Source organism: Pseudomonas sp. MWU13-2100, assembly GCF_023242365.1.
Taxonomy (GTDB): Bacteria; Pseudomonadota; Gammaproteobacteria; order Pseudomonadales; family Pseudomonadaceae; genus Aquipseudomonas.
The window spans coordinates 19,208-31,880 of sequence record NZ_JALLIX010000060.1; the positions used below are offsets into that span (position 1 = coordinate 19,208).

13 protein-coding genes are annotated in these 12,673 nt (G+C 61.7%); 9 read left to right on the forward strand and 4 right to left on the reverse strand.

The window, feature by feature from the left end; genetic code table 11:
• The first annotated feature begins 173 nt into the window (after positions 1-173).
• The 3 genes from M5B99_RS27580 (at position 174) to M5B99_RS27590 (ending at position 2,875) form a co-directional block, all read left to right on the forward strand.
• Positions 174-1,607 (forward strand): cytochrome ubiquinol oxidase subunit I, encoded by a 1,434-nt coding sequence (locus tag M5B99_RS27580; RefSeq protein WP_248807012.1) that lies wholly within the window; start codon positions 174-176, stop codon positions 1,605-1,607.
• A 3-nt stretch (positions 1,608-1,610) separates the two neighbouring features.
• Positions 1,611-2,618, forward strand: a complete 1,008-nt coding sequence (gene cydB / locus M5B99_RS27585) for a cytochrome d ubiquinol oxidase subunit II (RefSeq protein WP_248807013.1) — start codon at positions 1,611-1,613, stop codon at positions 2,616-2,618.
• Between the two features lie 89 nt (positions 2,619-2,707).
• Entirely contained in the window at positions 2,708-2,875 is a 168-nt protein-coding gene (locus tag M5B99_RS27590) for a DUF2474 domain-containing protein (RefSeq protein WP_248807014.1), read from the forward strand.
• 144 nt (positions 2,876-3,019) lie between these two features.
• Here the strand turns inward: M5B99_RS27590 and M5B99_RS27595 are convergent, their stop codons facing one another.
• Positions 3,020-4,144 (reverse strand): methyltransferase, encoded by a 1,125-nt coding sequence (locus M5B99_RS27595; protein ID WP_248807015.1) that lies wholly within the window; start codon positions 4,142-4,144, stop codon positions 3,020-3,022.
• Positions 4,145-4,293: 149 nt separating this feature from the next.
• The gene (locus tag M5B99_RS27600; protein ID WP_248807016.1) at positions 4,294-5,007 is read right to left on the reverse strand and encodes a helix-turn-helix transcriptional regulator; all 714 of its coding nucleotides are present in this window, start codon (positions 5,005-5,007) and stop codon (positions 4,294-4,296) included.
• Positions 5,008-5,424: 417 nt separating this feature from the next.
• Here M5B99_RS27600 and M5B99_RS27605 point away from each other — a divergent pair, with 417 nt between their 5' ends.
• A complete protein-coding gene (locus M5B99_RS27605) occupies positions 5,425-6,201 on the forward strand; it encodes a ferredoxin--NADP reductase (protein ID WP_248807017.1) in 777 nt (258 codons plus the stop codon).
• 21 nt (positions 6,202-6,222) lie between these two features.
• Here the strand turns inward: M5B99_RS27605 and mscL are convergent, their stop codons facing one another.
• Positions 6,223-6,636, reverse strand: coding sequence for a large-conductance mechanosensitive channel protein MscL (mscL, locus tag M5B99_RS27610; protein WP_248807018.1), 414 nt, complete (start codon positions 6,634-6,636; stop codon positions 6,223-6,225).
• A gap of 286 nt (positions 6,637-6,922) precedes the next feature.
• Here mscL and katB point away from each other — a divergent pair, with 286 nt between their 5' ends.
• From katB to M5B99_RS27630, 4 genes are all read left to right on the forward strand, one after another.
• The gene (gene katB, locus M5B99_RS27615) at positions 6,923-8,464 is read left to right on the forward strand and encodes a catalase KatB (protein ID WP_248807019.1); all 1,542 of its coding nucleotides are present in this window, start codon (positions 6,923-6,925) and stop codon (positions 8,462-8,464) included.
• Positions 8,465-8,732: 268 nt separating this feature from the next.
• Positions 8,733-9,284, forward strand: a complete 552-nt coding sequence (locus tag M5B99_RS27620) for an ankyrin repeat domain-containing protein (RefSeq protein WP_248807020.1) — start codon at positions 8,733-8,735, stop codon at positions 9,282-9,284.
• A gap of 46 nt (positions 9,285-9,330) precedes the next feature.
• Positions 9,331-10,698 carry a DNA repair protein RadA gene (gene radA / locus M5B99_RS27625; RefSeq protein ID WP_248807021.1) on the forward strand — a complete coding sequence of 456 codons (1,368 nt, stop codon included), beginning with the start codon at positions 9,331-9,333 and terminating at the stop codon, positions 10,696-10,698.
• A gap of 43 nt (positions 10,699-10,741) precedes the next feature.
• Positions 10,742-11,470 carry a hypothetical protein gene (locus M5B99_RS27630; RefSeq protein WP_248807022.1) on the forward strand — a complete coding sequence of 243 codons (729 nt, stop codon included), beginning with the start codon at positions 10,742-10,744 and terminating at the stop codon, positions 11,468-11,470.
• 146 nt (positions 11,471-11,616) lie between these two features.
• On the opposite strand, the gene M5B99_RS27635 is transcribed toward M5B99_RS27630, so the two are convergent.
• Positions 11,617-11,985 (reverse strand): PilZ domain-containing protein, encoded by a 369-nt coding sequence (locus M5B99_RS27635; protein WP_248807023.1) that lies wholly within the window; start codon positions 11,983-11,985, stop codon positions 11,617-11,619.
• A 247-nt stretch (positions 11,986-12,232) separates the two neighbouring features.
• Between M5B99_RS27635 and M5B99_RS27640 the strand changes: the two genes are divergently transcribed.
• A partial coding sequence (locus tag M5B99_RS27640; protein WP_318654594.1) for a carbon starvation CstA family protein occupies positions 12,233-12,673 on the forward strand: 441 nt, incomplete at its 3' end.

Consider the following 12,673-nt stretch of genomic DNA (forward strand, 5'->3'; position numbering starts at 1 on the left):
CTTTCAACGTTGATTGATCCAGGTCACTTCCATTTTTGGCGCTGGCCGGATCCGGCTCCCTGCGTCGCGATGGTTGACAAGAGCGAATTCGAGTTCGCCGCGCTCCATATACGTGGGGGCAGTGGTGCGGGCCTCCAGGTCGGCAACCGGTATTACCTGACAGAGGAAGACTTATGTTCGGTTTGGAGGCGTTAGATCTCGCCCGAATCCAGTTCGCGTTCACCATCTCGTTCCATATCCTGTTCCCGGCGATCACCATCGGCCTGGCCAGTTACCTGGCGGTACTCGAAGGCCTGTGGCTGAAGACGCACAACGATACCTACCGTGACCTGTACCACTTCTGGTCAAAGATCTTTGCCGTCAACTTCGGCATGGGGGTGGTGTCCGGGCTGGTCATGGCCTATCAGTTCGGCACTAACTGGAGCCGCTTCTCCGACTTCGCCGGTGCGGTCACCGGGCCGCTGCTGACCTATGAAGTGCTCACGGCATTCTTCCTCGAAGCCGGTTTCCTCGGCGTCATGCTGTTCGGTTGGAACCGCGTCGGACGAGGCCTGCATTTCTTTTCCACGGTGATGGTGGCCATCGGCACGCTGGTCTCGACCTTCTGGATTCTCTCGTCCAACAGCTGGATGCAGACGCCCCAGGGCTACGAAATCATCGACGGTCGGGTGATCCCGGTGGACTGGCTGGCGGTGGTGTTCAACCCGTCCTTCCCTTATCGGCTGATGCACATGGCCACGGCGGCCTTTGTCGCGACGGCGTTCTTCGTCGGCTCGTCGGCGGCCTGGCACCTGCTGCGCGGCCGCGACAATCCGGCGATCCGCACCATGCTCTCAATGGCCATGTGGATGGCGCTGATTGTCGCGCCGATCCAGGCGGTCATCGGCGACTTCCATGGGCTCAACACCCTCGAGCACCAGCCGGCGAAGATCGCCGCCATCGAAGGTCACTGGGAAAACGTCGGCAACGAGCCGACCCCACTGATCCTCTTCGGCCTGCCGGACATGAAGGCCGAGAAGACCCGCTTCGCGGTGGAGATTCCGTATCTGGGCAGCCTGATCCTGACCCACAGCCTGGACAAACAGGTGCCGGCCCTCAAGGAGTTCCCGCCGGAGGACCGGCCGAATTCGACCATCGTGTTCTGGTCGTTCCGAGTCATGGTCGGCCTGGGTTTCCTGATGATCTTCACCGGGCTCTGGAGCCTGTGGCTGCGCAAGCGTGACCGCCTCTACAGCAACCGCACCTTCCTGTACCTGGCGCTGTGGATGGGACCTTCGGGCCTGATCGCGATCCTGGCCGGTTGGTTCACCACCGAAATCGGTCGCCAGCCCTGGGTGGTCTACGGCCTGATGCGCACGGCGGATGCCTCGTCCGGGCACACGCTGGTGCAGATGAGCATCACCCTGGCGCTGTTCGTCGTGGTGTATTTCTCGCTGTTCGGTGCCGGCCTGGGCTACATGATGCGCCTGGTGCGCAAAGGCCCGAAAACCAACGAAGGTGCCGAGTCGAGTCATGGCGGTCCCGGCCAGCAACGCACACCGGCCCGTCCGCTCTCCGCCGCCGATGATGGCGCCGACGACGCTCACCACCTGAACAAGGGGAACTGAGTCATGGGTATTGATCTTCCGCTGATCTGGGCCGTGATCATCATCTTCGGCATCATGATGTACGTGGTCATGGATGGGTTTGACCTGGGGATCGGCATTCTCTTCCCCTTCATCAAGGATGACCGCGACCGCGACGTGATGATGAACACCGTCGCACCGGTCTGGGACGGCAACGAAACCTGGCTGGTGCTCGGCGGCGCGGCCTTGTTCGGCGCGTTTCCGCTGGCCTATTCGGTGGTGCTCTCGGCGCTCTACCTGCCGTTGATCCTGATGCTGATCGGCTTGATCTTCCGCGGCGTGGCCTTCGAGTTCCGCTTCAAGGCCAAGGAGCACAAGCGGCATATCTGGGACAAGGCGTTTATCGGCGGCTCGCTGACCGCGACCTTCTTCCAGGGCGTGGCGCTGGGGGCCTTCATCGATGGCATTCCGGTGGTCAACCGCCAGTTCGCCGGTGGCTCGCTGGACTGGCTGACCCCTTTCACGCTCTTCTGTGGCGTGGCGCTGGTGGTGGCCTATGCCTTGCTCGGCTGTACCTGGCTGATCATGAAGACCGAGGGCAGGTTGCAGGAGCAGATGCATGACCTGGCGCGGCCCCTGGCCTATGTGGTGTTGGCGGTGATCGGGGTGGTCAGTATCTGGACCCCGCTGGCCCACGCCGAGATCGCCGCGCGCTGGTTCACCCTGCCGAACCTGTTCTGGTTCCTGCCGGTGCCGCTCCTGGTGCTGGTGACGCTGTACGGTCTGCTCCGGGCGGTGGCGCGCAATGCCCACTACACGCCGTTCCTGCTGACGCTGGCGCTGATCTTTCTCGGCTACAGCGGCTTGGGTATCAGCTTGTGGCCGCATATCGTGCCGCCGTCGATCTCGATCTGGGACGCCGCCGCGCCGCCGCAAAGCCAGGGCTTCATGCTGGTGGGGACGCTGTTCATCATCCCGTTCATCCTGGGCTACACCTTCTGGAGCTATTACGTGTTCCGCGGCAAGGTGACCCACGAAGACGGTTATCACTAGGGCGCTGTGCCCGCTCCGGCCGGGGCGGGCCGGCTGGCGATGGTGTGCGTTAGATGCGCCATCGTGCTTGAACGACGAGGATTGGGTTCATGGCAGGCAAACCGTCTTTGCAGGACATCGAAGCGGCGGAGAAGAAACCGCTCTGGCAACGTATTGGCTGGCTGGTGATCATCTGGACGGGGAGCGTGCTGGCGCTGTTCGTGGTCGCCAGCCTGATGCGGTTGTTCATGAGTGCGGCCGGGTTGACCACGCACTAGGCTGGACTTTTTATTGACCTGTGGGAGCGGAGCTTGTGTGGGAGCGGAGCTTGCCCGCGAAGAGGCCCTCAAGGCCGCCAAAAGCTTCGCGGGCAAGCTCCGCTCCCACATAGGGTCCGGCCGTCAGCGTTCGCTGGGTTGCGGTTACTTGCGCGCTTTGAGAATCACGAACTTGGGCGTCGCCGCCACTTGTTCGACGCCACGGAACAACCGCGCCAGCTTGCTGTGATAGCCCAGGTGACGGTTGCCGACGATATACAGCGCACCGCCCACCACCAACGCTTCACGCGCCTGCTGGAACATCCGCCAGGCGAGGAAATCGCCGACCACCTGTTGCTGATGAAAGGGCGGATTGCACAACACCACGTCCAGCGATTGCGGCGCTTGCCCGGCCAGGCCGTCGCCAGCCCTGATCAGCACCTCGCGCTCAGCCAGCGCCGCCCGCCAGTTTTCCCGCGCCGACTGCACCGCCATGAAGGACTCGTCCACCAGCGTGTACTGTGCCTGGGGGTTTTGCAGGGCGCTGGCGATGGCCAGCACACCGTTGCCGCACCCCAGGTCCGCGACCTGCGCGCTGCCCAGGTTGCCGGGCAAATGGGGCAGGAAGGCCCGGGTTCCGATGTCCAGACCCTCGCGGCAGAACACATTGGCGTGGTTGAGCAGCTCGATGGCCGGCTCGTCGAGCCGGTAGCGCGTCGGGTAGGGGGATATGGCCGGTTCCCGTGCCTCGGACGTGGCAATCAGCAGTCGGGCCTTCTTCACCGCCAAGGACGCCTGCACCGGGCCGATATAACGCTCCAGCAGATCGCCGGCGGCCCTGGGCAGGTGCTTGATCATGGCGCTGGCGATCACCCGGGCGCCCGGGGCCAGTTGGCCTTGCAGACGAATAAGCTGTTCTTCCAGCAGGGCGAGGGTTTTCGGGACCCGGATCAGCACCCGGTCGAACGGCCCGACCCAGGCTTCACTGGCCGGGACATGAGACACCGCATCGAAGGCCTGGCCGTTGCGCACCAGGTTCTTTTCCAGCGCCAGGGCGCCGAGGAACGAGTCGCCGCTGCTGGTCACCCGCACCTGTCCGGCCAGGCTGCTGGCCAGGGCCCCGAAGCTGTCATTGAGCACCAGCACCCGGGTCTCGCTCGACACACCCTGCTCGGCCAGGTGGGCGAGCAGGTACTCATCCGCGGCATCGAAGGCTTGCAGGGGCTCGTTCTGTTGTTCGGGCTGGCGGATCAGGTCGAGTCGGGCAAACGGGCTTTCTAGCAGGGGCATGGGGGACTCTGGAGCGTCGATGTTGCCTCGTCACGGGCTGGGACAGGACAAGCAGGAGTTGAAGATCGAAGGATTTTACGTGGGTTTGTCGCCGATTGCCTGTTTCTTCTGATGGCAGATCCCTCTGCCCGGGTGCGGTCCTTGCTCGTTCAGAAAAGCAGACCTGATTTGGCGGCGCACAAGACGGCGGAGGCTTTGTTGTTGACGCCGAACTTCCTCATGATGGTGCTCATATGGAAGCCCACGGTACGTGTTGTCAGGTGCAGGATGTCGGCAATCTCGGAGGCGGTCTTGCCTTCCGCGGTCCACTTCATGATCTCGGCTTCGCGCGGCGACAACGAGTAGCTTTTGTCCGACCGTGGGGTCGGCAGCAGCTTGTCTGCCAGCGCTGAATGCAGCCAGTTGCATAGCCAGAGGACTTGCCCGGCCTTGCTGTAGAACTCATCGATGCTAATCGGGACCGAATTGCGCGCCAGGCTCAAGGTGCTGACGATGCCGCGAACGTCATGGACTGACTGTGAGCATCCTTGTCTCAACCCATGCTCTTGCATATCTCTCCATAATGTCGGGGTGGATTGAAAAACCTCCGGGGACCAGAGGATCGGGAATACCGAGCGATGACAGTGGAAAACCAGCGGGTCGATCGTTTGGTAGTTGTTGCGTTGGTAGCATCTGTTCCATTCATTTGGGTAGTTGTTGAAATGCACGCTGTCTGTCTGATGATTTCCGAGTAAGGTGGTGATTCTGAATGAAGCGTAGGTGAAGCCAATTTGCACGGCCAGATTGAAAACTGCGTTGAAGATTGCCTGTTCTTCTTTTTCACTCATGAGCTGATGCAGTTGATTATCCTGCCAGTTCTCCATTGAAGTGCCCTTCCGTGATTGCGTGTAACGGTCGAAGGTGACGGAAGTAGTGTAGGAAAAAAGCGCGTTAGAGACCGATATTTTTTGGCCCTTTGGCGATATTTTTATAGTCTTTCAAGATCCGCGGTTATCGCCCCTTGTGCTGTAAATGAGGGCATTTCGCTATTGCTTTTACGATTGCGCTCATGGAACAGATCCGCGTGATTCGGGCCTTCCTGGCAGTATAAAAGGGGCCGTTTGTGAGTGGCTATTCAATGCCGGGTAAAAAGCTATATATAAGTTACTGTTTTTATTAGTTCGTGTACGGATATTTTAAGTGTGTACAAGTTTTTAAAAAACCTATACCACTACAAAGTACCGGTGTTTCTGCCGTGCCCTTTGCGCGACACTGGGGTTCACCACCTCACGGAGAACGCCATGACTGCCTGCGCCGAGAAGTTCACCCGCCAGGCCCTGCTCGGGGTCCAGCCCTTGACGCCCAGCCTGTTCACCTTGCGTGCCAGCCGTGATGCCAGCTTTCGTTTTCGTGCCGGCCAGTTCGCCCGCCTTGGGGTGAGCAAGGCTGATGGCAGCGTGGTCTGGCGTGCCTATTCGATGGTGTCCTCGCCCCATGACGAGTTCCTTGAGTTCTTTTCCATCGTCGTGCCCGGAGGTGAATTCACCAGCGAGCTGAGTCGCCTGCGGGCGGGTGACAGCTTGCTGGTCGATAAGCAGGCGTTCGGCTTCCTGACCCTGGATCGTTTCGTCGACGGACGTGACCTCTGGTTGCTGGCTACCGGCACCGGGGTCGCGCCGTTCCTGTCGATCCTGCAGGATTTCGAGGTGTGGGAGCGCTTCGAGCGGATCATCCTGGTCTACAGTGCGCGGCAGGCGGTTGAGTTGGCCTATCGGGAACTGATTGCCGGCCTGGCGGGGCGCGATTACCTGGCCGAACACGGCCATAAGCTGCAGTTCATTGCAACGCTCACTCGCGAGCAGTGCCCGGGGATGTTGAACGGGCGCATCACCCGGCTGATCGAGAACGGCGAGTTGGAACGGGTGGCGGGCGTGGCGCTGTCAGCCGAGCATTCGCGGGTGATGCTGTGCGGCAATCCACAGATGATCGATGACACCCGGGCGCTGCTCAAGCAACGGGGCCTGCGGCTCAGTCTGAGCCGCAGGCCCGGGCAGGTCGCGGTGGAAAATTATTGGTAGGCCAACGCCGCGTTGTGGTTGTCAGGGCTTGTCAGCCCGCGCCTTGAGCAGGTCGCGGATCTCGCCCAGCAACTCCTCTTCCTTGGTCGGTACCGGCGGCACGCTCGGGGCTACCGCCTCTTCGCGCTTGAGCCGGTTGATGGCCTTGACCCCCATGAAAATGGCGAAGGCGACGATGATGAAGTCGATACAGGACTGAATGAACTTGCCATAGGCCAGGACCACGGCTGGCACATTGCCGTCGGCGGCTTTCAAGGTAATGGCCAGGGCACTGAAGTCGACCCCACCGATGAGCAGCCCGATCGGTGGCATCACCACATCGCCGACAAACGACGAAACGATCTTGCCGAAGGCGGCGCCGATGATGATACCGACGGCCATGTCGACCACATTGCCCTTGACCGCGAAGGCCTTGAACTCACTGAGCACGCTCATAGGTTATTCCTTGTTACAGATGAGTGGAGTGAGCGCAGTGTAATGGAGCCGCGCGCATCTTGCTGTATGCGCGGGGTCGGCTGCGCTTGCTCAAATCGACCGGAAACCTGGCAAAAAGTTTGCAAAGTGCCAGCAATCGCGCGAAATACGCGCCTTGGCGGCGGATGGCCCGTCTATTTTCTCAATCGACCTCTTCAGGCTTTTCTATTTAGAGAACGACGCTTCAGTCACTAGCCTCTGGTCAGCGCATAGGAATGCGCTCTACAAAAAACCAGAGGAGTCCGACATGAACATCATTCCAGCCCTTGGGATCGTTTCTTCAAGGCGCGTGCTGTGTGTCTTGAGCGCCAGCCTGCTATCCCTGTCTGTCCACGCGGCGACCCTGACCCGCGACAACGGTGCCGCGGTCGGCGATAACCAGAACTCGCAGACCGCCGGTGCCGCCGGGCCGGTGTTGTTGCAGGACGTGCAACTGATCCAGAAACTCCAGCGCTTCGACCGTGAGCGGATTCCGGAACGTGTCGTGCATGCGCGCGGCACCGGCGCCCACGGCACCTTTACCGTCACCGATGACCTGAGCGACCTGACCCGCGCCAAGGTGTTTGCCGCCGGCAGCGCCACGCCGGTGTTCGTGCGTTTCTCGGCGGTGGTGCACGGTAACCACTCGCCCGAGACCCTGCGCGATCCGCGCGGTTTTGCCACCAAGTTCTATACCAGCGACGGCAACTGGGACCTGGTGGGCAACAACTTCCCGACCTTCTTCATTCGCGATGCCATCAAGTTCCCGGACATGGTGCATGCCTTCAAGCCCGATCCACGGACCAATCTCGATGACGATTCGCGGCGCTTCGACTTCTTTTCCCATGTACCGGAAGCTACCCGTACCCTGACCGAGTTGTATTCGGACTCCGGCACGCCGGCCAGTTACCGGGAGATGGATGGCAACGGCGTGCATGCCTATAAGTTGATCAATGCCAAGGGCGAAGTGCATTACGTCAAGTTTCATTGGAAGAGCCTGCAAGGGCTTCGAAACTTGGATCCAAAATCAGTTATCGAAGTGCAGGGCAAAGATTACAGCCATATGACCCACGACCTGGTGGCACATATCAACAAGGGCGACTTTCCCAAGTGGGATCTCTATGTCCAGGTCCTGACGCCACAGGACCTGGGCAAGTTCGACTTCGACCCGCTGGATGCGACCAAGATCTGGCCGGGCGTGCCTGAGCGCAAGGTCGGGCAGATGGTCCTGGATCGCAACCCGGAGAATGTCTTCCAGGAAACCGAACAGGTAGCCATGGCCCCGGCCAACCTGGTGCCGGGTATCGAGCCGTCCGAGGATCGTCTGTTGCAGGGGCGGGTGTTTTCCTATGCCGATACCCAGATGTATCGTCTGGGGCCGAACGCCCTGCAATTGCCGATCAATGCGCCGAAAGTCGCGGTCAACAACGGTAACCAGGATGGTGCGATGAACAGCGGTCACAGTAGCACCGGGGTGAATTATCAGCCCAGTCGTCTGTTACCCCGCGAGGAGTCCCAGGCGGCCCGCTACAGCCAGTCGGCGCTGGCGGGCAGCACCCAGCAGGCGAAGATCCAGCGCGAGCAGAACTTCAAACAGGCCGGTGATCTGTACCGCTCCTACAGCAAGAAGGAAAAGCAGGATCTGATCGAGAACTTCGGCGGTTCCCTGGCCGACACCGACGACGAGAGCAAGCACATCATGCTGTCGTTTCTCTACAAGGCCGACCCGGAGTATGGCGCGGGGGTGACCAAGGTGGCCAAGGGTGACCTGGCGCGGGTCAAGGCTCTGGCGGCGAAGCTGGCGGACTAGTCAGCCCTGATGGTTGTTGTGTCAGTGCTGGCCCTTTCGCGGGCAAGCTCCGCTCCCACGGGATTTGAGTCGCGCCTGAGTTTTATGCACGACGGAAAACTGTGGGAGCGGAGCTTGCGGGAACGCAGGCACTGGCACACGCCCAAAGGTTTTGAGTCGTACACGGAAGATCCCACGACTCAAATCCCGTGGGAGCGGAGCTTGCCCGCGAAGGGGCCCTTGAATTCACCAAACACCTCCCGGCTTCACACCGCAACGGAGTCTCTCCATGCGCACTTTTGCCTTGCTGTTTTTATTCGCCTGCACGTTCGCTGTTTCAGCCCAGGAACCGCCGGTTCCCAACGACCCGGCCGCGCTCCAGGCGCAGCTCAAGGATTACTACTTCGATGCGGCCCGTCGTGGCGACGTCGAAATGCTCAACACCTTCATCGACGCCGACTACAGCCTCGATACCCAAGATGCCCAGGGCTACACCGCGCTGATCCTGGCGGCTTACCATGGCCAAGGCCCCGCCGTCGAACGCCTGCTCGCCGCCGGTGCCAACGCCTGCATCCAGGACAAGCGCGGCAACACCGCGTTGATGGGGGCGATCTTCAAGGGCGAGGTGAGCATCGCCCGACGCCTGCTCGCCACCGACTGCAACCCGGACCAACGTAACACTGCCGGCCAGACGGCGGCCATGTACGCCGGCTTGTTCAAGCGCATCGGATTGCTTGACGCCTTGGCGGCCAAAGGTGCCAACCTCGACGCCGAAGATCCGTTGGGCAATAGCGCGGCGCGTCTGGCGGACGGCGAAATCCGCACACCGGCGCCGCGCTGATCGGCCCCAGCTGAGCTATCATCGCGGTTTTTGCGTGGGGGTTCAGATGGCCAAGGCCAAGCGCATGTACGGCTGCACCGAGTGCGGCGCGACCTTTCCCAAGTGGGCCGGCCAGTGCGGCGAATGCGAGGCCTGGAACACCCTGACCGAGACGATGGTGGAAAGCGGCGGTGCCGCGCCGCCCAGCGGTCGCACCGGCTGGGCCGGGCAACAGGCGCAGATCAAGACCCTGGCCGAAGTCAGCGTCGAGGAGATTCCGCGCTTTTCCACTGCCTCGGGGGAACTCGACCGAGTGCTCGGCGGCGGCCTGGTGGACGGCTCGGTCGTACTGATCGGCGGCGACCCGGGTATCGGCAAGTCGACCATTCTCTTGCAGACCCTGTGCAATCTCGCCGCGCGCATGCCGGCGCTGTATGTCACCGGCGAAGAATCGCAACAGCAGGTGGCCATGCGCGCCCGACGCCTGGGCCTGCCCCAGGACCAGTTGCGGGTGATGACCGAGACCTGCATCGAAACCATCATTGCCACCGCCCGGCTGGAAAAGCCCAAGGTCATGGTGATCGACTCGATCCAGACCATTTTCACCGAGCAACTGCAATCGGCCCCCGGCGGCGTGTCCCAGGTCCGCGAGAGCGCGGCGTTGCTGGTGCGTTATGCGAAGCAGAGCGGCACGGCGATTTTCCTGGTCGGTCACGTGACCAAGGAGGGCGCCTTGGCCGGACCGCGGGTACTCGAGCACATGGTCGACACCGTGCTGTATTTCGAGGGTGAGTCCGATGGCCGTCTGCGCCTGTTGCGCGCGGTAAAGAACCGTTTCGGCGCGGTCAATGAGCTGGGTGTGTTCGGCATGACCGACCGTGGCTTGAAGGAAGTTTCCAACCCGTCGGCGATTTTTCTCACCCGGGCTCAGGAGGAAGTGCCAGGCAGCGTGGTCATGGCCACCTGGGAGGGCACGCGGCCGATGCTGGTGGAGGTGCAGGCCCTGGTGGACGACAGTCACCTGGCCAACCCGCGTCGGGTCACCCTCGGGCTGGACCCCAATCGCCTGGCGATGCTGCTGGCGGTCCTGCACCGGCATGGCGGGATTCCGACCCACGACCAGGACGTGTTCCTCAACGTTGTCGGCGGGGTCAAGGTCCTGGAGACCGCCTCGGACCTGGCGCTGCTGGCGGCGATCATGTCCAGCCTGCGCAACCGGCCGTTGCCTCACGACCTGCTGGTGTTCGGCGAAGTCGGCCTGTCCGGCGAAGTACGGCCGGTGCCCAGTGGCCAGGAGCGCCTCAAGGAGGCGGCCAAGCACGGTTTCAAACGGGCCATCGTGCCCAAGGGCAACGCACCGAAAGAAGCGCCGCCGGGGCTGGCGATCATCGCGGTGACGCGGTTGGAACAGGCCTTGGATGCGTTGTTTGAATAATGATCGCTTTATCCATCAATCCACCTGATAAGGGAGTCAAAGGATGAAAGGTTTCGGCTCGGCCGTGCTGGGGTTGGGATTGGCCGTGTGGTGCGGCCTGGCGGGGGCGACGGCGCAGGTGCCCGCCGGTTATCGCGTGGCCCAGCAGTTGCCGATAGATGATGGCCAGGTGTTGGAAATACTGGAAGACGCGCGGATCAGCCCGGACCTGCATCGCGACCTGTGGGGCAACGGCGCGGATCCGGAAAATCTCGAGGACGATGTGCTTGCCGCGGATATCCAGCGCACGCCGCTCGTCGAGGCCCAGGTGCGCCTGCTGGCGGTGTCTGGTGAGGCACTGGAGAGCAGAAACCTCGGTTATCCGCTGGCGACCGTCGAGAAAGCGCCGCTGGCAGGCATGCCGGCCCCGGCGTTTTTCCTGACCATCGACGAGACCGCGCCCATGGGCAGCTACAGCGGACCGGCCACCCAGGTATTGATGCCGTCGGCGGGCAAGCTCAATACCACGGTCTATCGCACGCCAGAGGGCAAGAGCGAAGCGCTGTTCCTGGCCCAGACCGGCAAGGCGGCCTGGCAGGTTGCTGCGCCGGCGGCGGACGGCGTTGCACAGATCCAGCAGGTTTCATCGTCGCCGGCCGGCGAGGATGAGGAGTTTGTCACCACCTACAGCACCTATCGTTTCCAGGACGGCGCCTGGCAGCTGTCGTCGCGGCAAGAGGCGGGGTACTGGGACACCGAGAGCGATTTTCCCCAGCCCTCGGCGTTTCCCTGAGCTTGCAGGCGCGGGTGTCGAAGGTGGTTTGTGGGAGCGGTGCTTGCCCGCGAAGGGGACCGCGAGACGGCTAAAAGCTTCGCGGGCAAGCACCGCTCCCACAAAAGCATGCATTCAGACAGCAGGGGGCCTAGGGGCGGGCCGGTCTACAGCTCGATCAGGGCACCGAGTTCGCGTTCAAGCTCCGCCGCATCGGCCAGGTTCAACTCGATCAGGCGCCGCAGGTGCTGGATCGATTCCAGGCCGATGTGCAGGCACTTGAAGCCCAGATGGTCTTTTTCCCGGTGCACCAGCTCGGCATCCATTTCGACATGGGCGTTCGCCGCCAGGCGAATGTCGATGCGGAAGATACCTTCGTTAGCATCGTCCCAGCCACCGGGCCGCTCAAGCAGCAATCCCTTGAGCGAAAGGTCGATCAGATGCGCCGACCACACGGTTGAGCCCTGACTGAGGGTGGTATCGGCGTCAAAGTCTATGCGTTTGAATCGGCGGCGATTGGAATTCGGGTCGCTCATGACGTGGTGACTCCTTGGCGGATCTATTGACTATAGCCTCCACCGCCGGCGGCAGCGAGCCTGCTGGCGATCGATAGCCGGATACCACACGACTTGTACTGCCGTGGGCTATCGTTGGGGGCCATCGCAAGCTATCGCGCCAAGGCAGAAAAGCCATTCTCGACCAATGTCAGGTATGGCCTTTGGCCCTGTAGGCGCTAAACTCAAGGTAGCTGTCTTTCTTGTCCTCTCTGGCTGGAATATAAAAATGAAAAATAATAATAGCCTGCTACGCCATTTGCCCTGGCTGCTGCTGGCGATCGTTGGAGCGTGCGCCCTGGGCGTAGTGGCCTTGCGCCGCGGCGAGGCGATCAACGCCTTGTGGATCGTGGTCGCCGCTGTGGCGATCTATCTGGTTGCCTATCGTTACTACAGTCTGTTCATCGCCAACAATGTCATGCAGCTCGATGCCAATCGGGCCACGCCGGCGGTGCTCAACAACGACGGTCTGGACTATGTGCCGACCAATAAACACATTCTTTTCGGTCACCACTTCGCCGCTATCGCCGGCGCCGGACCGTTGGTCGGCCCGGTATTGGCGGCGCAGATGGGCTACCTGCCCGGTACGCTGTGGCTGATTGCCGGCGTGGTGCTGGCCGGTGCCGTGCAGGATTTTATCGTCCTGTTCCTGTCCACCCGCCGCAACGGT